At 66.5% G+C, this 22826-nt stretch carries 25 protein-coding genes; 14 read left to right on the top strand and 11 right to left on the bottom strand.

Going from position 1 to position 22826, the window contains the following annotated elements:
- Positions 1-176: 176 nt before the first annotated feature.
- Both crcB (ACFC4D_RS36430) and crcB (ACFC4D_RS36425) read right to left on the bottom strand, forming a co-directional pair.
- Complete coding sequence (gene crcB / locus ACFC4D_RS36430; RefSeq protein ID WP_375955590.1) at positions 177-536, bottom strand: fluoride efflux transporter CrcB; 360 nt, start codon at positions 534-536, stop codon at positions 177-179.
- Positions 533-1060 (bottom strand): fluoride efflux transporter CrcB, encoded by a 528-nt coding sequence (gene crcB / locus ACFC4D_RS36425; RefSeq protein WP_376070209.1) that lies wholly within the window; start codon positions 1058-1060, stop codon positions 533-535. Before crcB (ACFC4D_RS36425) ends, crcB (ACFC4D_RS36430) begins: the two co-directional genes overlap by 4 nt.
- 104 nt (positions 1061-1164) lie before the next feature.
- Here crcB (ACFC4D_RS36425) and ACFC4D_RS36420 point away from each other — a divergent pair, with 104 nt between their 5' ends.
- Together ACFC4D_RS36420 and ACFC4D_RS36415 are read left to right on the top strand one after the other, a co-directional pair.
- A complete protein-coding gene (locus tag ACFC4D_RS36420) occupies positions 1165-2298 on the top strand; it encodes an LLM class flavin-dependent oxidoreductase (RefSeq protein WP_376070206.1) in 1134 nt (377 codons plus the stop codon).
- A 10-nt stretch (positions 2299-2308) separates the two neighbouring features.
- Positions 2309-2983 (top strand): FMN reductase, encoded by a 675-nt coding sequence (locus tag ACFC4D_RS36415; protein ID WP_376070203.1) that lies wholly within the window; start codon positions 2309-2311, stop codon positions 2981-2983.
- An 8-nt stretch (positions 2984-2991) separates the two neighbouring features.
- Here the strand turns inward: ACFC4D_RS36415 and ACFC4D_RS36410 are convergent, their stop codons facing one another.
- Entirely contained in the window at positions 2992-3888 is an 897-nt protein-coding gene (locus ACFC4D_RS36410) for an alpha/beta fold hydrolase (RefSeq protein ID WP_376070200.1), read from the bottom strand.
- A gap of 210 nt (positions 3889-4098) precedes the next feature.
- Between ACFC4D_RS36410 and ACFC4D_RS36405 the strand changes: the two genes are divergently transcribed.
- The gene (locus tag ACFC4D_RS36405) at positions 4099-5361 is read left to right on the top strand and encodes a hypothetical protein (protein WP_375955581.1); all 1263 of its coding nucleotides are present in this window, start codon (positions 4099-4101) and stop codon (positions 5359-5361) included.
- Between the two features lie 9 nt (positions 5362-5370).
- Here the strand turns inward: ACFC4D_RS36405 and ACFC4D_RS36400 are convergent, their stop codons facing one another.
- Positions 5371-5802: a hypothetical protein gene (locus ACFC4D_RS36400; protein WP_376070198.1), complete on the bottom strand. Its 432-nt coding sequence runs from the start codon at positions 5800-5802 to the stop codon at positions 5371-5373.
- Positions 5803-5926: 124 nt separating this feature from the next.
- Between ACFC4D_RS36400 and ACFC4D_RS36395 the strand changes: the two genes are divergently transcribed.
- The 5 genes from ACFC4D_RS36395 (at position 5927) to ACFC4D_RS36375 (ending at position 12305) form a co-directional block, all read left to right on the top strand.
- Positions 5927-6667 carry a glutamine amidotransferase gene (locus ACFC4D_RS36395; protein WP_375955578.1) on the top strand — a complete coding sequence of 247 codons (741 nt, stop codon included), beginning with the start codon at positions 5927-5929 and terminating at the stop codon, positions 6665-6667.
- Positions 6668-6723: 56 nt separating this feature from the next.
- Positions 6724-8253 (top strand): bifunctional phosphatase PAP2/diacylglycerol kinase family protein, encoded by a 1530-nt coding sequence (locus ACFC4D_RS36390; RefSeq protein ID WP_376070196.1) that lies wholly within the window; start codon positions 6724-6726, stop codon positions 8251-8253.
- A gap of 77 nt (positions 8254-8330) precedes the next feature.
- Positions 8331-9101 carry a DUF3472 domain-containing protein gene (locus tag ACFC4D_RS36385; RefSeq protein WP_376070193.1) on the top strand — a complete coding sequence of 257 codons (771 nt, stop codon included), beginning with the start codon at positions 8331-8333 and terminating at the stop codon, positions 9099-9101.
- Positions 9098-9964 carry a DUF4436 family protein gene (locus ACFC4D_RS36380; RefSeq protein ID WP_375955573.1) on the top strand — a complete coding sequence of 289 codons (867 nt, stop codon included), beginning with the start codon at positions 9098-9100 and terminating at the stop codon, positions 9962-9964. Before ACFC4D_RS36385 ends, ACFC4D_RS36380 begins: the two co-directional genes overlap by 4 nt.
- An 82-nt stretch (positions 9965-10046) precedes the next feature.
- Entirely contained in the window at positions 10047-12305 is a 2259-nt protein-coding gene (locus tag ACFC4D_RS36375; RefSeq protein ID WP_376070191.1) for a germacradienol/geosmin synthase, read from the top strand.
- Here the strand turns inward: ACFC4D_RS36375 and ACFC4D_RS36370 are convergent.
- From ACFC4D_RS36370 to ACFC4D_RS36360, 3 genes are all read right to left on the bottom strand, one after another.
- Positions 12292-13644: a hypothetical protein gene (locus ACFC4D_RS36370; protein ID WP_376070188.1), complete on the bottom strand. Its 1353-nt coding sequence runs from the start codon at positions 13642-13644 to the stop codon at positions 12292-12294. The genes ACFC4D_RS36375 and ACFC4D_RS36370 overlap by 14 nt on opposite strands.
- A 129-nt stretch (positions 13645-13773) precedes the next feature.
- A complete protein-coding gene (locus ACFC4D_RS36365) occupies positions 13774-14382 on the bottom strand; it encodes a dihydrofolate reductase family protein (protein WP_375955569.1) in 609 nt (202 codons plus the stop codon).
- 64 nt (positions 14383-14446) lie between these two features.
- Positions 14447-15325, bottom strand: a complete 879-nt coding sequence (locus ACFC4D_RS36360) for a LysR family transcriptional regulator (protein WP_376070185.1) — start codon at positions 15323-15325, stop codon at positions 14447-14449.
- A gap of 84 nt (positions 15326-15409) precedes the next feature.
- Between ACFC4D_RS36360 and ACFC4D_RS36355 the strand changes: the two genes are divergently transcribed.
- Positions 15410-16435, top strand: coding sequence for a bile acid:sodium symporter family protein (locus ACFC4D_RS36355; protein WP_376070182.1), 1026 nt, complete (start codon positions 15410-15412; stop codon positions 16433-16435).
- Here ACFC4D_RS36355 and ACFC4D_RS36350 read toward each other — a convergent pair.
- Positions 16398-17393: a polysaccharide deacetylase family protein gene (locus ACFC4D_RS36350; RefSeq protein ID WP_376070179.1), complete on the bottom strand. Its 996-nt coding sequence runs from the start codon at positions 17391-17393 to the stop codon at positions 16398-16400. The genes ACFC4D_RS36355 and ACFC4D_RS36350 overlap by 38 nt on opposite strands.
- A 112-nt stretch (positions 17394-17505) precedes the next feature.
- Here ACFC4D_RS36350 and ACFC4D_RS36345 point away from each other — a divergent pair, with 112 nt between their 5' ends.
- From ACFC4D_RS36345 to ACFC4D_RS36335, 3 genes are all read left to right on the top strand, one after another.
- Positions 17506-18840 (top strand): putative glycoside hydrolase, encoded by a 1335-nt coding sequence (locus ACFC4D_RS36345; RefSeq protein ID WP_375955562.1) that lies wholly within the window; start codon positions 17506-17508, stop codon positions 18838-18840.
- A gap of 130 nt (positions 18841-18970) precedes the next feature.
- Positions 18971-19201: a lipopolysaccharide assembly protein LapA domain-containing protein gene (locus ACFC4D_RS36340; protein WP_364629018.1), complete on the top strand. Its 231-nt coding sequence runs from the start codon at positions 18971-18973 to the stop codon at positions 19199-19201.
- 103 nt (positions 19202-19304) lie between these two features.
- Entirely contained in the window at positions 19305-19610 is a 306-nt protein-coding gene (locus ACFC4D_RS36335) for a hypothetical protein (protein WP_375955560.1), read from the top strand.
- On the opposite strand, the gene ACFC4D_RS36330 is transcribed toward ACFC4D_RS36335, so the two are convergent.
- Both ACFC4D_RS36330 and ACFC4D_RS36325 read right to left on the bottom strand, forming a co-directional pair.
- Positions 19605-20273 carry a cysteine hydrolase family protein gene (locus tag ACFC4D_RS36330; protein WP_376070176.1) on the bottom strand — a complete coding sequence of 223 codons (669 nt, stop codon included), beginning with the start codon at positions 20271-20273 and terminating at the stop codon, positions 19605-19607. The two genes, ACFC4D_RS36335 and ACFC4D_RS36330, sit on opposite strands and share 6 nt — an antisense overlap.
- On the bottom strand, positions 20257-20583 hold the full coding sequence (locus tag ACFC4D_RS36325) for a hypothetical protein (RefSeq protein ID WP_364629026.1): 327 nt from the start codon (positions 20581-20583) through the stop codon (positions 20257-20259). The genes ACFC4D_RS36330 and ACFC4D_RS36325 overlap by 17 nt, the downstream gene beginning before the upstream one ends.
- A gap of 111 nt (positions 20584-20694) precedes the next feature.
- On the opposite strand from ACFC4D_RS36325, the gene ACFC4D_RS36320 reads away from it, so the two are divergent.
- Positions 20695-21048 carry a winged helix-turn-helix transcriptional regulator gene (locus ACFC4D_RS36320; RefSeq protein ID WP_376070173.1) on the top strand — a complete coding sequence of 118 codons (354 nt, stop codon included), beginning with the start codon at positions 20695-20697 and terminating at the stop codon, positions 21046-21048.
- A gap of 3 nt (positions 21049-21051) precedes the next feature.
- Here the strand turns inward: ACFC4D_RS36320 and ACFC4D_RS36315 are convergent, their stop codons facing one another.
- Positions 21052-21951 (bottom strand): MarR family transcriptional regulator, encoded by a 900-nt coding sequence (locus ACFC4D_RS36315; protein ID WP_376070170.1) that lies wholly within the window; start codon positions 21949-21951, stop codon positions 21052-21054.
- 69 nt (positions 21952-22020) lie between these two features.
- Between ACFC4D_RS36315 and ACFC4D_RS36310 the strand changes: the two genes are divergently transcribed.
- Positions 22021-22824, top strand: a complete 804-nt coding sequence (locus ACFC4D_RS36310) for an SDR family NAD(P)-dependent oxidoreductase (RefSeq protein WP_376070168.1) — start codon at positions 22021-22023, stop codon at positions 22822-22824.
- Positions 22825-22826 lie beyond the last annotated feature (2 nt).

Raw genomic sequence — 22826 nt, 5'->3', positions numbered from 1 at the left:
TGACCAGTAGGTTACATGGCCGGGATTAACTCGCCACCCGTTCGCGTTGTGGCATAAAACAATTCACCCGGCCATTGCCTGTGGGAGGTTCATAATCTAAAGTGCCGCCGATCAAATCCCTTGGGGCGCAACACTATCGACCCAGACAGCCGCGTATCACCAGTACTGGGAATGGCTCACAATGCGGCTTGAAATGCGGTGTAGCTCAACAGAGTTGCGCCCAATCCCGCGATGACGCTCACGACGATATTCATCGCGGCGTACAGGTATGCCCGCTGTTCGGTCAGTCGCACGGTTTCGTAGCTGAACGTGCTGTAGGTGGTGAGCGCACCGCAGAACCCGGTGCCCGCCAACGCGTACACCGGACTCGAGACCGCGGCTCCGGTCAGGCCGCCCAGCACCGCGCAACCGATCAGGTTCACCGTGAAGGTGCCCCACGGGAAGACGCTGTCATGCTTGGACTGAATCGTGCGATCGGTCAGATAGCGCAGCGGTGCGCCGATCATCGCGCCGAGTACGACGAGCAGGGCGGTCATCGCGCGGCCTCTTTCTCGCGCAGTGCGCCGTGCAGGGTGCGGGTGAGTGCGATCGCGGCGAGGGTGGCGAGCAATGCGCACACCAGTGTCCCGGCCAGATACGCGAAGGCGAGCGGGACCGTGCCCGGTTGCAGCAGCCCGCGCGTCTCATTGGCATAGGTGGAGAAGGTGGTGAAGCCGCCGAGAATGCCGACGCCCAGGAACGGCCGGGTGAGCGGATGTACCGGGCGGATCTCGGTGATGGTCACCATGAGCACGCCGATCAGGAAACAGCCGAGCACATTGGTGGCGAAGGTGGCCCAGGGGAACCCGCCCGCGGGGGTCGGCCAGATCCGCGCGAGGCCGTAGCGGCTCAGCGCGCCGAGCGCGCCGCCGACCGCGATCACCATGAGTACGGTCGCCGGATGGTCGGTGAGTTCGCGGCGCTGGGCGGGGGAGTGCACGTCGATATCGGAATCGACCGGACCGCCGATCGGTTCGGTAGCCTCGGGTACGGCAGTGCCGTCCTTGTTCGTGCTGCTCATCGGGTCCTCCGCACGATCGATCAGGGTAGCGGAATAACCTGTGAGACCCGCCGGTTCATTTGGTTGCCATATCCACAAAGTGGCTTTCGATCCGAGGAGGACTCGTGCAGTTCGGAATCTTCACCGTCGGGGACGTCACCACCGACCCCACCAACGGCCGCACCCCGACCGAGGCGGAGCGGATTCAGGCGATGGTCGCCATCGGCGAGAAGGCCGAAGAGGTCGGACTCGACGTCTTCGCCACCGGTGAGCACCACAATCCGCCGTTCGTGCCGTCCTCACCGACCACCATGCTGGGCTATCTCGCCGCCCGCACCGAGCGCCTGATCCTGTCGACCGCGACCACGCTGATCACGACCAATGACCCGGTCAAGATCGCGGAGGATTTCGCCATGCTGCAGCACCTCGCGGGCGGGCGTGTCGACCTGATGATGGGACGCGGCAACACCGGACCCGTATACCCGTGGTTCGGCAAGGACATTCGCGACGGCATTCCGCTGGCGGTGGAGAACTACCACCTGCTGCGGCGGCTGTGGCGCGAACAGCGCATCGACTGGGAAGGCCGATTCCGCGGGCCGCTACAGGGTTTCACCTCGACCCCGGCCCCGCTGGACGGCACCCCGCCGTTCGTGTGGCACGGTTCGATCCGCTCGCCCGAGATCGCCGAACAGGCCGCGTATTACGGTGACGGGTTCTTCCACAACAACATCTTCTGGAACAAGGAGCACACCGAGCAGATCGTGCGCCTGTACCGGCAGCGCTTCGAGCACTACGGACACGGCAGCGCGGATCAGGCCATCGTGGGACTCGGCGGTCAGGTGTTCATGGCCGAGACCGAGGCCGAGGCCAAGAAGCGGTTCCGCCCCTACTTCGACAACGCGCCCGTCTACGGGCACGGACCGTCGCTGGAGGATTTCACCGAGCTGACCCCGCTGACCGTCGGCACCCCGGAGCAGGTCATCGAACGCACCCTCGGCTTCGCCGATTACGCGGGCGATTACCAGCGCCAGCTGTTCCTGATGGACCATGCCGGTCTGCCCCTGGACGTGGTGCTCGAGCAGATCGAGATCCTGGGCCGCGAGGTGGTTCCGGTGCTGCGCAAGGAGTTCGAGCTGCGCCGCCCCGAGCATGTGCCCAGCGATCCGCCCACCCACACCAGTCTGGTCGCCGCCGGTCCCGACGCCCCGCACCACCTGGTCGAACCTGCCCGTGACCGCACCGCGGCCAAATCGAATTGAGGCACAACAGATGAGCCGCAAGGTCGTGGTACTCACCGCCGGACTGTCCCAGCCCTCCTCGACCCGCCTGCTCGCCGATCAGCTCGCCGCCGCCGTCTCGGCGGCGGTCGGCGGGCGCGGCGAGAGCGTCGAACTCGACGTGATCGAACTGCGTGAACTCGCCACCGAACTGGCCGCCACCATGGCCACCGGCGGTATCCCCACCCCCGCCGTGGCGGCCGCCCGCGAACGAATCTCCCAGGCGGACGGCCTGATCGCGGTGACCCCCGTCTTCGCGGCGAGCTACAGCGGCCTGTTCAAGATGTTCTTCGACATCCTCGATCCGGACGCGCTCAACGCCATGCCCGTCCTGATCGCGGCCACCGCGGGCACCCCGCGGCACTCGCTGGTCCTGGACTACGCCATGCGGCCGCTGTTCACCTACCTGCGCGCGGTGATCGTCCCGACCGGCGTCTTCGCCGCGACGGAGGATTTCGGATCGACCAGGCTGGCCGATCGAATCCACCGCGCCGCAACCGAATTCGCGACCCTGGTGGTAGCCGAACCCGCCGCCGTCGGCGGCTTCCTACAGGAGCCCGAGCCCCGTAAGCGCCATTCCGGCAACTCGCTCGGCGCGGTGACCCCCTTCAGTCGCCTGCTCGCCGGACATACCGGCAGCGGACCGGTACCGGCGAAAGAGCACTGAGCCGAAAGCTATTTGGTGCTGTCGGCCAATTCGATCAGGCGGGCGCGAACCAGTTCCGGGCGTTCGTCGATGACGAAATGGCCGCAGCCGGTGACGGCTTCGAACGTGTAGTCATCGGCCTTGGCGGTGGCCGGATCGGCCATCGAGTGATGCACGGCTACGTCGTCCACGCCGAAGAGCGCACGAATGGGGATGGTGCCGCGGCGGCGCTCCGGATTTCGGGCGGCCTGCGGAATCTCCTTCAGCCAGAAGGTGCGGTAGGTGTCGGTGGCGGCCTTGGCGCAGACCGGATCCCGGAAGCGGTCGGAGAAGATGCGGATATCCTCGCGGCTGACCGATGAGCGGTCGCTGATGGCGGCGGTGATGAGCCGATTCAGGAAGCCGGTGCGCTGCTGGATCGGCTTGCCCGCGACGGCGATCAGCGGCTGGTAGGCCAGGAAGCGCCAGATATTGCGTGCCACAACGGATGTGGGCACCCAGGGGTGCGCCATATTCATCGCCAGGTAGCCGGAGAAGCGGTCCGGGTTGCTCAGGATCATCCGGTAGCCGATGAAAGCGCCCCAGTCGTGGCCACCCAGCAGGACGCGCTCGATGCCCATTTCGTCGAGCAGCGCGAACAGATCCGAGGCCACATCATCCTTGGCCCAGCGATGCGGTGCGGGTCCGGACCAGCCGTACCCGGGCAGATCGGGAACGATGATGCGCAGTCCCGCAGGCGGATTCGCGAGCAGCTCGCGGTACGCGTAATGATGCTGGGGCCAGCCGTGCAGCAGCAGTACCGCTCGGCCCTCCGCCGGTCCGGCCTCGGTGACGTGGAATTTCACGCCGCGCGCGGTGACGAATGAACGCCGTACCCCGTCGATCTCGGGTGGTAGGGATGCGGCGGCACTGCCGAATTCAGCCATGCGGCCACGATATCCGGCGGTGCGAGGTCCCGCCTCCTACCGCGGGCGGAGCCCGGACGCCGCCCACGGGCGGGCCGCGCGGACCTGTCCCGAGGCACGCCGACGCTGTCAGCAACCTCCCAGTCAAGCCGCCGGGTCCCGCCCGCCGGCCGCGCCCGATGCGGTGAAAACCGCCCGTACGCACGGCGTCCAGGCCGTACTCTCGGGAGGGTGTGGCTCGATCTGATCTCCATTCCATTGTTCACCGGGGTCATCGGCTATGTCACCAACTGGACCGGCATCCTGATGCTGTTCGAGCCGATCCGCTTCCACGGTTTCCGCTTACCCGGCCTGCGCTGGGTGTTCCCCTATCTGCCGCGCCGTATTCAAGTGCTGCCGCTGCTGTCCGCCGACGGTCAGGTCGGATGGCAGGGCATCGTGCCCTCGCGCGCGGAGAAAATGGCCAGCATCGCCGTCGACAAAGGGCTCTCCAAACTCGGCGGCATGTCCGACTTCTATCGTGAGCTGGATCCGGACAGTATTGCCGAACAACTGGTCACGCTCACCCGGCCGCAGGTTCCGACCATGGTCGCGCGCATTCTGGAGCGGCGGAATCCGCAATTGTGGTTCAACCTGCCCGAATCCGCGCGTGAACTGGTGTTCCGCCGGGTCGCCGAACAATTACCGGCGAGCGCCCGCGCCATTACCGATGGCATCGGCGACCATATCGAGGAATTGATCGACCCCAAGTGGATGACCATCCGGCATCTCACCGCCAATCCGCGCCTGATCAATCGCATATTCCGCGAGATCGCCGCATCGGAACTGCGCTTCATGCAGAATTTCGGCTTCTACTTCGGCTTCCCCATGGGTTTCGTGCTGGTCGCCATCCTGCATTTCTTCCCGTACTGGTGGGTGCTGCCGCTGGGCGGCGTGGTGATCGGCTACATCGTGAACTGGGTCGGCATCACCATGATCTACGAACCGCTGCATCCGAAGTGGTGGGTGCCGTGGCGGCAGGGCCTGATGCTCAAGCGCCGCAATGAGATCGCCGACGGCTATGCGGAGATCATCGCGGGCGAGGTGATGACGCCGCAGAATCTGGCGCGGGAATTGCTGGCCGGTCCGCGCGCGGACCGCACCACCGCCATGCTCGACTCGATTCTGAGCGCGTCCATCGATCAGGCGGTGGGGCAGGCCAAGCCCGCGCTGCGATTCTCCTTGGGCCGCACCGGTTATGACCGCCTCAAATCCGATGCCACCCCGGAGATCCTGCAATTGGCGCACACCGCGTTCGACGATCCGTCGTTCCTGTCCTCGCAGACCGCGCGCATTCGCGATTTCGTGGCGACCCAGATGCGGGCCCTGGATCGCCGCGATTTCGTGGACCTGCTGCGTTCGGCGACTCGTCAGGACGAGTGGCTGCTGTTCGTGCACGGCGCCGCGCTGGGTGTGCTCGGCGGTCTGCTGCACCTGGCCATATTCGGGGTCTGAGCGGGAGCGCTAGATGGGGGTGATGGTGGCGACGATGGTGTGGATCGCGCCCTCGGTCATGGCGAAGGTCTCCACGATGTCCACCGTCATGAGCCGGATTCCGGCGACCCCGGAATCGAGCAGATAGCGCGCGGTGACCACATCACCGGCTTCGGAGAACTTGATATCGCGCACCCCCTGGATCACCTGATACTGCACACCGTGTTCGAGGTCATTGGACAGCTGCGGTCCGGAGGTCCCGGTCTTCAGTCCCGCCTCCACGCGGGTCGCGTCCGGGGTGAAGCGCACCGCGCTCGCGTCATGTGAGACCAGTGCGTCGATGTATGCCTTGGCCATGGCGGCGTTGGGGCTGAGCGCCGGATCCGTTGCCGCCCCGGCGCTTCCCGAGCCGAAGGTGAGCGCCGCTGCCGCCGCTGCCGAGACGACTGCAACCTGTTTCATTTTCATGGTCACATCCTGTCAGCAAACCCGGTCCGCGCGGGCGCGATCCGGAACTCGGACCGGGTAATCATCGCTAAATGGACTTCCCAGTTTTCCGGGCGCTCGGTATTCCATAATCGAATCCATGCCCAAGCCCTGCGTACTGCTGCAGTTGCGTCCGGAAACCGCCGCTGCGGATGACGAATACGCCGCCATCCTGCGCATGGGCGAGCTGTCGCCCGGCGATCTGGTGCGGGTGCAGATGGATCGCGAATTCCCGGATCTGGCGCTGGACGACTACTGCGCGGTCATCGTCGGCGGCGGTCCCAGCAATGTCAGCAATCCCGACGCGCGCAAGTACGACTATCAACGGAAATTCGAGCCCAAGCTGCGCAAACTGCTCTCCGAGATCGTGGCGCGGGACTTTCCCTACCTGGGCGCGTGCTACGGACTGAGTATTCTGGCCGATGTGCTCGGTGGACGGGTAAGCGATGAACGCTACGGCGAAACCGCCGGGGCGACCACCATCGAGCTCACCGCCGAAGCCGAGCGGGACAGCCTGCTCGCGGGCCTGCCGCATTCCTTCCGGGCCTTCGTCGGCCATAAGGAAGCCTGTCAGGAGACTCCGCCGGGCGCGGTGCTGCTGGCCGATTCCGCGGGCTGCCCGGTGCAGATGGTGCGGGTCGGCGAGCACGTGTACGCCACCCAGTTCCATCCCGAACTCGACGGTGACGGGCTCGCGCTGCGCATCGAGATCTATCGCAACGCAGGCTATTTCGATCCCGAGGAGGCCGATCTGCTGACCGCCCTCGGCCATCGCGAATCGGTGCCCGTACCCGCGGAGATACTGCGCCGCTTCCTCGACCGCTACTACCGTGATCGATGAGTGCGCCCGTGGCACAAGCACTTCGCCGCATCCTGCCACCCGGTAGGTTCGATGGGGTGAGTGCTTGGTTTGGGCGAAAGTTTCGACAGGTAGGCAATTTCGACCGGGCCGTGAACGGCGCGGTGGGGCGGATTCCGGTGACGGCGGTCGATCGCGGCATGCTGCGCCTGACCCAGACCGCGGACCGCGGTGTGCTCTGGGCGGGTATCGCGGTGCTGCTGGCCGCGCGGCAGGGCTCGACCCGGCGGGCGGCGCTGCGCGGGGTCATCTCGGTCGCGGGCGCGAGTTTCACGGTCAATGTGGTGCTCAAATCGCTGTTCGCGCGTCGTCGCCCGGCCGCGGAGGCATTGCCCGCGGCTCGGCGGCTGCTGCGCTTCCCGACCTCCTCGTCCTTCCCGTCCGGGCACAGCGCGTCGGCGGCGGCCTTCGCGACGGCGGTCGCGCTGGAGAGTCCGCGTGCCGCGCTGGTGGTCGCCCCGCTGGCGGCCTCGGTCGCGTATTCGCGGGTGCACACCGGTGTGCACTGGCCCTCGGATGTATTCGTCGGCGCGGCAGTGGGTTCGGGTGTCGCGCTGGCGACCCGGCGCTGGTGGCCGGTGCGCGTCTCGGATGAGGCGCAGGCGCGGCTGGTGCGTGAGGCTCCGGCCCTGGTCGACGGCAAAGGTCTTGTACTGCTGGTGAATCCGGTTTCCGGCGCGGCCGGTTACGACCCGTACGACGATGTGGTCGCCGCCCTGCCCGCCGCGACCGTCTACCGCACCGAGCCGGGGCGCGATGTCGTGGAGCATCTGGAGACGCTGCTCGCGGAGTACACCGGTGAGGTCCGCGGGGTCGGGGCGGCCGGTGGTGACGGCACCATCGCCGCGGCCGCCACGGTCGCGCTGCGGCACGATCTGCCGCTGGCGGTCATCCCCGCCGGCACGCTCAATCACTTCGCCCGCGATCTCGGCGTCTACGATCTGCTCGAGGTGGTGGATTCCACCGGTGCGGGCGAGGCCGTCGCGGTCGATATCGCGAGCGTGGAACTCGAGACCGCCACCGGTTCGCGCACCCACCATCTGATCAATACCGCGAGCCTGGGCGCGTATCCGGATCTGGTGCGGCTGCGCGAGAAATGGCAGGGGCGCTGGGGTAAGTGGCCCGCCTTCGCGGTCGCGCTCATCATCATGCTGCGCCGCGCGGAGCCCATCCGGATTCGTTTCGAGGATCGCTGGCACGATGTCTGGTTCGTCTTCATCGGCAATGGTCCCTACCATCCGCACGGCGCGGTCCCGGCCTTCCGCTCGCGGCTGGACGCCGGACTGCTCGATGTGCGCTGGGTGCGCGCCGATGTCCGGTTCTCTCGTTCGCGTGCGGTGCTGGCGTTGTCGCTGGCCGCGATCGGCCGCAGCAAGGTGTACGGCGAACGCCAGGTGCCGGAGTTGACCGTGCATCTCAATGAGCCGGAGTCCGTCGCGGCCGATGGCGAGGTGCTCGGTGCGGCCGTGCGCGTGCACTTCTCGATCGCCGGGCAGGTGACGGCCTATCGCCGCGACGAATCCAATCCGCGCTGGGCGAATCGTCCGCGTCCGCACCACCGCGGCTGACCCTTCCCCTTGTAGAGTTCGGAACACAGGTTTTTCCGCTGGTTGCCGTGTTCCGATCTCTTCGCGAGGGGAATTCGATGAAGCATTCAGCTCGACCGGGCGCGGGCCTGTGCCTGGCTTTCATCGCCCTTCTCCTGACCGGATCCGCCTGCGCCACTTCCGCCGCCGATGATCCGACCGCGGACCGGGATACCGGAGCCACCCCGGGCACCTACTCGTACTGGGTGCCGCCCGCGGATCCGACCTCGTTCAGCATGCCGATGATCCTGGTGGCCGATCCCGGCAACTACAACGCCTACTGGTCGAATCAGTTCAGCCTGAACGACGCCGCGCACACCGGCGGATACCTAGGCTTCCAAACCCATGACACCGGCGGCGGCATGTTCCTGGGCTCGCTGTGGAACGCCAAATCGGCGAAACCCGGTTCGGACAACACCTACTGCACCGAATTCGGCGGTGAGGGCGTCGGCATGTCCTGCCGCTGGAACGAGCGCCCCCACCCGGGTGATCAGTACCTGCTCACCGTGAGCAAGGCGGGCAGTCACGGCTGGACCTTCACCGTGGTCAACTCCACCGCCAACACCACCACCGTGCTCGGCACCATCGACACCGAAACCGACGCCAAACTCTCCGGCGCCGACTTCGTCTCCTGGACAGAGTATTTCGACTGGAACAACCCGGCCACCACCTGCGCCCAGGCCAAATACTCCAAACTCCTGTTCGGCATCCCCGCCACCAGCGCGGGCAACGGCCACTACACCGGAACCGACACCCGCAAACGCTGCCCCCAAATGGAGCGCGTAACCCTGAGCCCCGCCGGCGCGACCCAGGAGAACGGTCCGCTGTGAACGGGCGGCTGCGCGGCGCGGTGCCGGTGCTGATCGCGGCCGCTCTCCTGGTGGCCGCGCTGGCGGTCAGCCTCGGGCTGTACGCGGTGCAGAAGAATCACGGCAGCGCGGTGCACGTCGTCGGTGCGGAGGAGCACGCGGATCGCATCGATCTGGATGTGGCGATCATTCGAATCGACGCCGCCGCACAGGAACTCGTGATGCAGATGACACCGATGGCGCGCGGTGCGCTCGGCGATTCGGACGGCCGCTTCCGCGCCGACACCGTGCTGCACACCTCGGGGCTGACCTCCGAACCGATCACCTATCGGGCGGGTGATATCAACTCCGGTTCGGAACTGCGGGTCGCCATCGGTGGCGGCGGCATGATCACCGACTATCCGTTCGACAAGTACGACGCGCGCATGGCGTTCGCGGGAACCAGTGCCGGACAGGATGTTCCGGTGGTGCTGGATCTGTACAGCCTGGACGCGGCCTTCAGCGTGACCGCGAAGCCGGATACCGCGTACGGGGCAGACACCGTCGGCGCGGTGCTGACGGTGCGCCGGTCCACGCCCTCGATCGTGTTCGCGGTCTTCGTCATGGTGCTCATGCTGGGGCTGGCGTGGGCCGCGGCCACCGCGGCGTTCTATGTGCTGTCCGGGCGGCACGGATTGATCTGGCCCGCCAATACACTGATGGCCGCCATGCTGTTCGCCATGGTGCCGCTGCGCAACGCGGTGCCCGGATCACCGCCGATCGGTTCCATCATCGACTTCGGCTCGTTCTTCATCGCCGAGACGGTGGTGGCGCTGGCGCTGATCTGCACGGTGCTGGTCGGGTACCGGCAGGAAATGCGGAAGGCACGCGCAACGGACCGCTGAGCATGTTCCGATTCCCGTGAAAGTTGGCGGCGCTGGTCGTACCGTTGTTGGGGGCGTTTTAGTCGATGACTAGGGGGTTGCTGTGCAGCCGTTCGAACTTCCCGATTTCTATATGCCCTATCCCGCGCGGCTGAACCCGCATCTGGAGCAGGCCCGTGCCCATACCCGTGAGTGGGCTGCTGACATGGGGTTCTTCGAACCGCAAGCGGGGCATCATATTTGGGACGAGTCGGATCTGGAGCGCCACGACTACGGGTTGCTGTGCGCATACACGCACCCGGATTGTGATGGCGCGGAACTGGATTTGATTACCGACTGGTACGTCTGGGTGTTCTACTTCGACGACCACTTCCTGGAGCTCTACAAGCGCACCCGCGATATCACCGGTGCGCGCGACTACCTGGAGCGGCTGCGGGAATTCATGCCGCTCAACGGCATCGATATGCCCGAGCCGACCAATCCGGTGGAGCGCGGCCTGGCGGATCTGTGGCCGCGCACGGTGCCCGCCATGTCCCTGGACTGGCGTAAACGCTTCGCCACCACCACCCAGGCGCTGCTCGAGGAATCGCGCTGGGAGCTGAACAATATCGCCGAGGGCCGCGTCGCCAATCCCATCGAATACATCGAGATGCGGCGCAAGGTCGGCGGTGCGCCGTGGTCGGCGAATCTGGTGGAACACGCGGTGGGCGCGGAAGTGCCCGCTCAGCTCGCGCCCACCCGGCCGCTGCGGGTGCTGTGCGATACCTTCGCCGATGCCGTGCACCTGCGCAATGACATCTTCTCCTATGAGCGCGAGGTGCGGCAGGAGGGTGAGAACGCCAACTGCATCCTGGTCATGGAGCGTTTCCTGGGGGAGGAGACGCAATCCGCCGCCGAGATCGTGAACGATCTGCTCACCTCGCGGGTGCAGCAGTTCGAGTACACCGCGCTCACCGAATTACCGCTGCTGTTCGCCGAATACGGCGTCACCCCGGCCGAGCAGGCCGATGTGGCGTTGTACGCCAAGGGATTACAGGACTGGCAGTCCGGCGGGCACGAATGGCATATGCGGTCCAGCCGGTATATGAACAAGGGCAGCCGCAAGAGCGCCACCCATGCGCTGCCCGCCGCTCTAGCTCCGGCGGGTCTGGGTATGTCGGCGCTGCGAATCACCCCGAGCAGCCTGGGGCTCAAGCGATTCGCGCGATTCGCGCATCAGCCGTTCGAGCCGGTCGGCCCCACGCCGCTGCCCGAGATCTACATGCCGTTCGAACTGCGGCTCAATCCGCTGCTGGACAGCGCCCGCGAGAACGTCGTGGAGTGGGCGCGCGGAATGGGCATGCTCGAACCAGTGCCCGGCCTGGAGATCAATATCTGGAGCGAGGCTGATCTGCGCGATTTCGATTTCGCGCTCTGCTCTTCGGGATTGGACCCGGACGCCACCGCCGACGAACTCGATCTGGCCACCGCCTGGCTCACCTGGGGCACCTATGTGGACGATTTCTATCCGGCCGCGTTCTTCCCGACCCGGAACGTGATCGGCGCGAAGGCGCAGGGACACCGGTTACAGCAGTTCATGCCGATCGACCAGCCGGTCACCGCCGTGCCCGCGAATCCGCTGGAAAGCGGTCTGCTCGAGCTGTGGGCGCGCACCACCGCGGCGATGGACACCGAGCAGCGGACCGAATTCCGCAGGGCCGTACAGAGTTTCCTCACCGCCTGCGAATGGGAGGTGCTCAACCAGACGCTGCACCGTATCCCCGATCCCATCGATTACGTGGAGATGCGCCGGGACACCTTCGGCTCCGATCTGACCAAGGCGCTGTCCCGGCTCTCGCACGGCAATCTCGTTCCGCCGCACGTGTATCGAACCCAGACGCTGTCGAATCTGGAGAACACCGCCGCCGATTACGCCATCCTGCTCAACGATCTGTTCTCCTATCAGAAGGAGACCGAGTTCGAGGGCGACTTCCACAATGGCGTCAGCGTGATCCGCAATTTCCTGGACTGCGACCGCGATCGGGCCGTCACCCTGATCAATGATCTGATGACGGCCCGGCTGGAACAGTTCGAGCGGGTGGTGAGCCGGGAACTGCCGACGCTGTACGAGGAATACGACCTCGACGAATCGGTGCGCCGAGTGCTGAATCAACGCGCCGCCGCACTCCAGGACTGGATGGCGGGCATCCTGAATTGGCATCTGCACTGCCGTCGCTACACCGAATCCCAACTGGTGCAACGATTCCGGCCGGAGCCGGTCGCCGCGGTGGCCCGGCCCGAACTGCCATTCCTGCGGCCGACCGGGCTGGGCACGCTCGGGCTGCGCATCGGCGCGGCCCGAGCGCAGGTCACCTCCGGGTGACGCACACCGTCGCACCGAGGCTGATGCCCGGATCGATGGTGATGTAGGGCGAACCCGGCGGGCAATTCCCGTCATTGGGCTGATGCACGTCGGTCACCTGGAAACGGGCCGCCGGATCGCCGCAGTCGAGCCGCCGGGTGCGGGCCGAGGTGCCGGTGCCGTCGACGGCGATGCAGTCGCCGAATTTGGCGTATCCGCTATCGCTCTGATCGGCCGGGCCCAGGCAGATCGACAGCACCAGATCGGTCTTGTCATTGCTCGTCATCGAGAATGCCGAGGCCGCAACGATATCCGGGCATTGCGGGCGCACCGGCTGCTGGTAGCCGGTGCTCACCTTCAGCACCTTCTTGGACGCCTCGGGCGCGGTGCAGGCCACGATCTTCTGCACGTTCCTGTCGAGGCAGTCGCCGACCACGGCGCTGCCCAGATAGGTGGGATCCGTTGCGGTCACACACAATACGATCGCGCGGCCGCCCAGTGACGCCTGTGCGTACGCCTGTCGCGCGGTGGTCTCGTTCTTGCACGCCTGATCGGTGACCGGCACCGCCAGATGCATTTCGACGGCCAGCACTTTCGCCCCGAAAACGCCTGTGCCACAGGGCACCCGCAGAATCGTATCGCCGGCGCCCTTCACATCGACGCAGTCACCGGCCTGCACCGCGCCCGGATCGTTCATATTGATTCGGGTCGGCGCGAGACACAGCACGGTCTCCACCTTCGCGCCCGCATCCACCGGTTCGGCGACCGCCCTGGTGACATCGGGATACTTCGTGCACACCGATTCGATCGGATACTTCACATCCTCCCGGGCGGCGATCCGATAGAGCGCGTTCGGGTCCGCGCAATCGAATTCGGCCAGTGGATTCGACGTGATCGATACGCACGCGTTGAACGCGAAGCGCTGCACCGGATCCGGCCGGGTCACCAGATACCCGGCCACCGATCCGGCCACCGCCACCACGAACGCCACCGCCGCCCATACCAACGGCTTTCGCGTCCAGGACCTTTGCGGCGGCTCTACCGGATGATCGGTCGGCCACGGCCCGGGCGGAACGGAGCCGGGCGGAATGGGGCCGGGCGGAATCGTTCCGGCACCCCACCCGGCGGGGGCGGTGGGTGGCGCGCCCGCCCACGGTCCTGGCTCGGCGGGCGCGGGCCACATCGCGGGGGCCTGCACCGCGGGCGACTCCCCGGTCGGCGGCGGTGCCCAGCGCGAGTGGGCAACCGGGTCCGGTCCGGCGGTCGCCCATTGGACCTCGGCCGGGTGATTCGGTTCCGGCGTCGGGGCCGGGCCGGTATGGACGGGTTCGTCGACAGAATTGTCCGACTGGTCGTGCACTTTTCTTCCCCCACCAGCTGTTACGCGGTATTCGAGTCCCCGCGGGCGCGGGGGAAGATGATCTTAACCGGGCCGGGCGACAGTGCCGCCCGATCTGTCATTGCGGTGCGGCCCAATCCCTCTCGGCTGTCAGTCCTGCGGCAGATGGCGGGTGGCCTCGGTGTAGCCGCCGGTGCGGGACTCATGGTCCGAGGTGTAGATCAGGTGCAGTACGCCGGTGCTGAACGGGGTGGCCGAGAGCAGCCGCAGCGGGATGGGGTCGCCCTCGTCGAACAGGCGCAGACCGCTCCGCAGCGCGATCGGATGGACCAGCAGGTGCAGTTCGTCGAGCACGCCCGCGGCCAGCAGTTGGCGCACGATGGACGGGGAACCGCTCATGGCGATATCGGTCTCGCCCGGCTCCTGCTTGAGCGCGGTGACCGCCTCGATCAGATCGCCCTTCAGCAGTTCGGAATTGCGCCAAGGCAGGTCCAGATCCTGATGCGAGACGACGATCTTGCGCGCGTCGCCGAGCGCTTTCGCCATACCGGCGTCCTCACCGTCACTGTTCTCGCGGTCCGGCCACGCGGCGGCGAAACCCTCGTAGGTGGCGCGCCCGAGCAGCAGGGTGTCGGCGGTGGCGAGCTGGGAGCCGACGGCCGCGCCCATCTCGTCGTTGAAGTAGGGGAAGTGCCAGTCCTGGGGGTCGCCGATCACGCCGTCGAGCGAAATGAACAGTCCCGCAGTGATTTTCCGCATTGTGAGCTCCTTGCCGAAGTTGGTGTCAGCAGTACAGACGGGGCCCGCTCCGGAAAGTAATCGGTCACCAGCCGGGTCGTGCGCGATCGCCGTGTTTGAGCCGGTTGGTGTTCTCCACGATGGCCCGGGTCAATGCCCGTTCGGGTGCGGACTGCGCGCGGCGGGAGGCGGAGATCAGCACGAATTCGATGCGTTCGGGACGGGGTACCGGCAGGCCCGCGACCGGGTACAGATCCGGCGGCAGCAGTGCCTCGCTGTGCACCACGAAGCCGAGTCCGGCGAGCACCGCGGCGCGAAGTCCCAACTGCCCCTTGGTGGTACAGGTGATCCGGTATTCCAGACCGGCGTGTTTCAGCGCCGCCAGCGCGGATTCGCCGGACAGTCCGGGCGGCGGGTAGGCCACCACCGGGATGGGCCGGGTGAGATCGGGGACCGCCCCGTCCGGCCCGGCCCAGATGAACCGGTCCTCGAAGATCAGCTGCCCGTGGCGCTGGCCCGGGCGGCGCTTCACGAAGGCCAGATCGATGCGATCGGCGCGCAGATCGGCGTGTATCTCATCGCTGAGTCCGATGAACAGCTCCAGATCCACCTGTGGATAGGCCCGCCGGAATTCCAATAGGATCGCGGGAAGAGCCTGGGAGACAAGGTCTTCCGAGACGCCGAAGCGGATCCGGCCGGTGATCGGCTCACCGCCGAACAGCCGCATGGCCTCGTCCTGGGCGTCGACGATGGTGCGCGCCAGGCGAATCAGGGCCGCACCCTCGGTGGTGAGCGTGACCGCATGCGTATCGCGGGTGAAGAGCTCCCGGCCCAGCGCGGATTCGAGCTTCTTGACGTGCCCGGAGACCGTCGGCTGGCGCAGCCCGAGCTGCCGGGCGGCCTGGCTGAAACTGCGGTACTGCTCCACCGCCAGGAAACTGCGCAGCATGACCGGATCGAGCATGGGCGCTCCTATCGCGATTCGTGATAACGAATATAGCGGATATCGCATTCTGCTATGTACTACCGGACCGTAGCGTCGCCAAGTGTGAAGGTGCTGAGCAAGTTCCATCTCGACGGTTTCATCCTCGGCCTGCTGACCATGGTCTTGCTGGGGGCGGTCGTACCCGTCTCGGGGTCGGCCGCCGATATCTTCGGCTGGATCACCAAGGCGGCCATCGCCCTGCTGTTCCTGCTGTACGGCACCCGGCTCTCACCCGGCGAGGCGTGGGCGGGCCTGAAGCATTGGCGGCTGCACCTGACCGTGCTGTCGGTGACCTTCCTGATCTTCCCGCTGCTCGGGCTCGGGATCTGGTTCCTCGGACGCGATCTGCTACCCGCCGATCTGCGCACCGGTGTGCTGTTCCTGTGCCTGGTGCCGTCCACGGTGCAGAGCTCCATCGCCTTCACCTCCATCGCGCGCGGCAATGTGGCCGCGGCCATGGTCAGCGCCTCGGCCTCGAATGTGCTCGGTGTGCTGCTGACCCCGCTGCTGGTGGTGCTGCTCATGACCACCGGCGGCGGGGTGCGCATCGGTGCGGGCGCGATTCTGGCGATCATGACGCAATTGCTGCTGCCGTTCCTGATCGGCCAGCTACTGCGCCCGGTGATCGGCGGCTGGCTGACCCGGCATCAGCCGCTGGTCAAATACGTCGACCGCGGTTCGGTGCTGCTGGTGGTGTACACCGCGTTCAGTGCGGGCACGGTGCAGGGCATCTGGCGGGCGGTGCCGCCGATTCGGATTGCCGAGGTCGCGGTGATCTGTGCGGTGCTGCTGGCGGCGGTGCTGACCATTTCCGGCGGGGTGGGCAGGCTGTTGCACTTCGCCCTCGCCGATCGCATCGTGATCACCTTCGCGGGCTCGAAGAAGAGCCTGGCCTCCGGCCTGCCGATGGCCGCGGTGCTGTTCGCCGGTCAGCAGACGGCGCTGATCGTGCTGCCGCTCATGATCTTTCACCAGATTCAGCTGATCGTCTGCGCCTTCCTGGCCCCGCGGTTCGCGCGCAAGCACGTGGAAGGTGAGCCCGTGCCACCGGTCAGTACGGCGCCGATTGCGGCGACCAGCGCGCGGTGAGCTCACCGGAGAGGTTGCGGGGGAACGAGATTCGACCCGGATTGCCATCGCAGGTGTAGCGCTGCTCCGGATGTTCGGTGAGGTGATCGAGCCAATAGCTGGAGTCGAACGGTACGGGCGCGCGGCCCGAGCGGATGCGCGGAATGGCGGTGGCGTCGAGCGTGCCGAACGGGGAGGGCGCGGGTTCCGCGCCGACCAGCATGACGGCGTCGAAGGAATACGGTGTGCCGTCCCAATTGCCCGCGCTCGCCAGCCCCCGCTCCGCTGGTGAGATGCCAAGGGGCAGTGCCATTGTCCGGATCGGCGAGTTCGGAACCGCGGCGGTGATGGCACGCAGATTCTCCACCAGTTCGCGCTGTACGCCGGTGCTGTCCAACCGGCCCAGATTGGCATGCGTGGCGGTGTGCGCGCCGATCTCATAGCCGTGCGTGGCCAGCCAGGGCAGGGCGCGCGGATCGTTCGCGAACGGTTCGTTATTGACGAAGAATGTTGCGGTGGAACCGAATTCGGGATGCTTGGCGTGGAAATCCTCGAGTATGCCAATGGCGCTGTCCGGCGTCGGAGTGCCCTCGGCGGTGAAGGCGAGCTGGCTGATGGTGGAATCGTCGAAGGTGAGCACCACCGGATGGGTGCCGGCGGGCAGATCGATCGCGCCGGAGACATAGCGGGACACCGTGATCGGCCGATAATTCTCGCGCAGCAGCCGATCCAGTTCGGCGCGGAACTTCTCCGGCGTCTGGTCGTAGTCCCCGGCGGGGGCGGGGGAGAGCTGGTGATACATGAGAATCGGGATCAGCCCGAGTTCGTTCGCGCCGACGGCGGCCGGATCGGGTGGCGGCTCGGTGGTGGCCGAGGGCGGGGTGGTGGCCGGGGCCGGGGGGCTTTCGGTACCGCCGCAGGCGGCGGCGAACAGCAGCAGTGCGGCGGCGGCGACCCGCAGGGCCGTGATCTTGGCCATTGTCGAACTCTACTGTCCGACAATCCGTCTCGGGCGAGAGTCGGAAATCCCAACCGCCCGGCTCGCCGACAGCGGATAGTTGAGGGACCTCGAGTGAGAGTTGGTGTGGGCGTTGCTGAAGCGGGTCCCGGCCACCGGGCGTCGACGACTGTTGATCGTCGGCACGGTGGTGGTGATTGTCGTGGCCGGTGTGATCATCGGCTTCCTGCGTACCGATCCCGCGGCGCGAACCGCCTCGGCGGCGGTACCGCTGGCGCTGGAGGTGACCCAGCCCGATCCGGTCACCTCGTTGCATGCGCCGATCACGGTGCGCGGTAAGACGACCGGGGCCAAGAGCGTCACCGTCGCGGGTAAACCCGTCACTCCCGGAGCGGACGGCACGTTCGCGCTCACGGTGCCGGGTCCGGCCGCCGGGGCCACCGTGGTCGCCACCGACGGTGACGGCAAGACCGTCACCCAGCCCATCACCACCCGGGCCGAGGTGCCGCGCATTCGCGCGGTGCATGTCACCGCGTACGCCTGGGCCTATGAACCCATGCGCGAAGATGTGCTGAATATGGCGCGCGAGGGGCGGATCGACACCGTTCAGCTCGATATCAAGGATGAGGACGGCGTCGTCGGCTACGACTCGCAGGTGCCGTTGGCTCGCGAATCCGGTGCGTCCGCGGCCATCTACGATGCCGGGTCTGCCCTGAAGACACTGCACGATATGGGTATTCGGGTGGTCGGGCGGATCGTGGCCTTCCGGGACAAGACCATGGCCGAATGGGCGTGGCATGCCGGGCATCAGGACTGGGTGATCCAGAATCCGGGCGGCGGGCCCTACGCGAGTCACTACGGCGCGATCGCCTTCACGAACTTCGCGAGCCCCGAAATGCGCCGCTACAACATCGATCTCGCCACCGAGGCGGCCGGGCTCGGATTCGACGAGATCATGTACGACTACATCCGCCGTCCCGATGGGCCGCTTTCCAGCATGGTGTTCCCGGGACTGGTCGATACGCCGACGGTGTCGATCGCGGAGTTCCTGCGCGAGAGCCGGGATCCGGTGCGGGCGGCGGGCGCGTTCCAGAGCGCGGCCGTCTTCGGCATAGCCGCCACCCGGCCCGATGAGATCGCCCAGGACATTCCGCAGATGGCTCGGCATCTCGACTACGTCGCGCCCATGCTCTACCCCTCGCATTGGAATGCGGGTGAATACGATGTGGCGAGCCCGAATTCGCAGCCGTACGACATCATCTTCCGGTCACTCCAGGATTTCCAGCGCCAGGTGGAGGGCACCGGGGCGAAGGTGATTCCGTGGCTGCAGGATTTCAGTCTCGGGGTGAGTTACGGCGACGCCCAGGTGCGCGCGCAGATCGATGCCGCAGCGGCGGTGGGGATTCCGAGTTTCTTCCTGTGGAACGCGTCGGTGAGCTATCACGCGGGGGCGCTCGACCCGGCGTGACGGCTCGACCGGCGGGCCCGGGCGCCTGCTCGACTCGCCTGGGCCGGTGATCCGGTTTCGACCGGGGTGCGGGGGATAGTTGACCGTATAGCTACACCGACCGGTCGGAACTATCCCGCCAGGAGTGCGCATGAGTAGCCCGGAAAAGCGGTCCTTGCTCTCCCGCATCACGCCGAATCAGTGGATCGCCCTGGTCATCACCGTGCTGGCGGTCATCTTCGTGGCCGCGAACCGGAACAAGGTCTCCATCGAATTCCTGCTCGTCTCGGTCACTTCGCCGCTGTGGCTGATCCTGCTGGTGATGTTCGTGATCGGTTGGATCGCGGGCCTGCTCACCGCTCGTTCGCGCCGCCGCCGCTAACCGGACATAGGTGAGAATTGGCGCGAAGGCTGAATTCGGCGGAAATCGGTGCTGTACTTGAGCCGGTTTATTACGAATTGGTCTCGGGCTGCGAGGTGGCGCGATGGTTCGGAAGGTCAAGCGGTTCGGTTCGGCGCGGTCGCGGCGGCAGTTGATGCCGCTGCCCGGTGGCTATCCACCGCGGACCGCACCGTACTACCTGGTGCCGATTCGGCCCGCGCAGACTCCGCGCACGGACTACACGGAGCCCGGCGGCGAGATACTGCTGCTGGTGCTCGGACTGCTCTGCTTCGGCGCGGGCGCGGTGCTGGCGGTGCACGGTGTGGTGGTGATCGCCATGGTGCTCATCGCACTCGGCGGTTTCCCCATCTACTTCGCGAAGGTGATCCGCGCCCAGCGCCGGCTATGACGTGCGTTTCATCAGATCGAGCAGGGCGGCCGTGTCGGTCGTACGCGATCCGCCCGCGAAAGCCAGTGTGGCATAGGCGCGTTCGGCCGCTTCCGGATGTCCCGCGCCGCAGGCGTCGGTCACCATGACCGGGAGATAGCCGAGATCGGTGGCGTGCCGCACGGTGGGTTCGATGCCCACCTCGAGCGCTATGCCCGCGATGGCGAACGAGTCGATTCCCAAGTCCCGCAATACGATATCGAGCGGGGTGCCGACGAACGCCGACATGGCGATCTTGTCGAACACCACCTCGTTCGCACCCGGCGCCAACTCGGGCACCAACTGGTACTGGGCCGACCCCTGCGGGAACGCCGCCTGTACTTCGTTGGGATCGTCCTTGCGCTGCCATTCCATCGCGGTCCGCAGCTGCGAGACGCCCGCCGCCGCCACCGGCATCGACATATGCCGGGTGTAGAAGACGCGAAAACCCTTCTCCCGGGCCATATCCCGGATTCGCACGCAGTTCTCGACGATGCGGGCGGAGTCCGGAATTTGCCGCACGATCCCCACCTGCATGTCGTAGATGATCACCGCCATGCGCCCCGGGTCGACCACATCCTCGACCGTCTGCGGAATGCTCAATCCGTACGCGTACCGCACGCCGCCCTCACTTGGTCCGGTCATAGGGCTCACCGACGTCGACCGAGGTATTCATCAGCGCCTCCAATGGCAGTGGTGCGGTCACCGGCACATACGTCCACTCCAGCAACCCCTTCTTGGTCAGCGGAAAATCGTCGATATACCGCTTCGCCTCCTCCACACTATCCACCTCGAACACGATCACCACCCCTGGTTCGTCGGCCCGGGCGTAGTTCTCCCGCACGATCCCCGCCTTCCACAGCCGCCACACATTGGCGACTTCTTCGGGTAGGAAGGGAGTGATGGTCTCCAACGTAACCCCCGGCTTGAAACGATCAAATGTAATGACCTTCATGAGTTTTCGACTCCGTATCGGCAGTTTCAACGCTTGCGTACGGAGTCCATGGAAGCCCGATGATTACAGTCTTACAAGAACGCACTTTCCGGTAAGCACCCCGAGGTAACCATGCCCGCGAAGCGCTACTACTGCCCCGTCGAGGTCACCGTCGACCTCATCGGCGGCAAATGGAAACCCGTAATCCTCGCCCACCTCAAGGAGGGCGCGCACCGCTACGGCGAACTCCGCCGCCGCATGCCGAACACCAGCGAGAAGATGCTCATCCAGCAACTCCGCGAACTCGAGGCCGACGGCCTGGTCCGCCGCACCGCCACCGCCACCGTCCCACCCCAGGTCGACTACGACCTCACCGACGAGGGTTGGAGCCTGGTCCCGGTCCTGACCGCGCTGTACGAGTGGGGCGAAAAGCGCAGCGCCAGAGCGGGAATCACCCTGGAGAACGTCGCCCCGCAGGTGGGTTGAGGATCAGATCAGGTGGCTGCCGGGCCGGGGGTCACCCGATGCGGTCGCGCCCGGATCCGGGGAACCCGGGTCGACGGTGACGGTGTGGTCGTCGGCTACGCCGCGGGTGAGTTCGATGTGCAGGGTCGCGCCCGTGGACAGCGCGGTGTGCAGGGTGTCGATGGCGCGCAGGCTCCGGCCGTCGACCGCGGTGAGCACATCGCCGGTTCGAATTCCGGCTTTGTCGGCGGGGGAGTCGGGGGTGACTTCGCGGACCAGCAGGCCGGTGATCGGGGGCAGGCCGACGGCCCGGCGCATGGTGACGGCGAGGTGGGCGGGGGCCAAAGTCATTCCCAGTCCGGGGGATTCGGCGTCGGGGGTCGAGCCCTCGAAGGAGACGAGTAGGCGGTGCAGCAGGGCGCGGAGCGTATCGCGCTCGTCTGGGCCGAGGGCGGACAGCATGCGATTTTCCAGGTCCAGGTGGGCGGGGGTTACCCGGTCGAGGCGTTCGCGGCCCGAATCCGTCAGTGCCACCAGGGTATTGCGGCGGTCGGCGGGGTCGGCGGTGCGGGTTGCCAAGCCCTGTTCGACGAGCCGGTCGACGCGGACGCTGATCGTTCCGGAGGTCAGTCCCAGTTCACGCATGAGGTAGCGCTGGGAGACGCCGCCGGTGTTCTCGTGCAGTCGGAGGGTGGCCAGCGCGATGTAATCCGGTCCGTTGAGGCCGAATTCGACGAATCCGGCTTCGATCTCGGCATCCAGGAAGCGGCGCACCTTACCGAGTCGCTGCACGATCGCGACCGGTGCGAAGTCCAGCTCCGGCTGTACACGTGCCCAGCCCGCCAGCAATCGATCCACCGAATCCGGTGGTCCGGCCTGCTGTGGCCCGGCCGGGTTCGATTCATTTCCGGTTGACGAAGGCATTCGCTCACCCTACGCTTCGGATCAATAGTTTGGACTCAAGCTATTGACTCAAGCGAAAGCGAATCACGCATGGACCTGCAACTCGACGGGAAGCGCGCCCTTGTCACGGGCAGTTCGAATGGAATCGGGCGGGCCATCGCGCTCGCCCTGGCCGCCGAAGGGGCGGCGGTCGTGGTGCACGGGCGGGACCCCGGGCGCACCAGGGCGACCGCCGACACCATCGCGGCGGCGGGCGGCAAAGCCGCGGTGGCCCTTGGCGATCTGTCCTCCGATGATCCGGCCCGCGAGGTGGCCGATACCGCCACGGCGGCTTTCGGCGGTATCGACATCCTCGTCAACAATGCGGGTGGGCTCGGTGCGGACGGCTGGACCACCGCCACCTCGGCGGACTGGCTGGCGCTCTACAACACCAATGTCGCCGCCGCTGTCCGGCTCATCCGGGCGCTTACTCCGGCTATGCGAAATGCCGAGTGGGGACGCGTAATTCAGATCGGCAGTGCCGCGAACCCCAATCCGCTACCGCCGCGCGCCGCCTACAGCGCCGCCAAGGCGGCCCTGGCCAACCTCACCGTCAGCCTGTCGAAAGAGCTGTCCGCCACCGGCATCACCGTCAATACGGTCAGCCCCGGCCCGGTTCACCTGCCCGCCTTCGACGATTTCGCGCGCGAGTTCGCCCGCGCCCACCACCTCCCCGACGATATCCCGGCCGCCACCCGCGTTCTGTTGAACGGCCCGCTCGCCAACCCGTCCGCCCGGCTCACCGAACCCGCCGAAATCGCCGCCCTCGTAACCTTTCTCGCCAGTCCGCTCGCCGCCTCCGTCAACGGCGCGAACCTGCGAATGGACGGCGGGATGGTCCCCACCGTCAACTGAGG

Origin of the sequence: Nocardia sp. NPDC056000, assembly GCF_042269265.1 — a bacterium.
Lineage (GTDB): Bacteria > Actinomycetota > Actinomycetes > Mycobacteriales > Mycobacteriaceae > Nocardia.
This window is presented reverse-complemented; position numbering and strand designations above follow the sequence as displayed.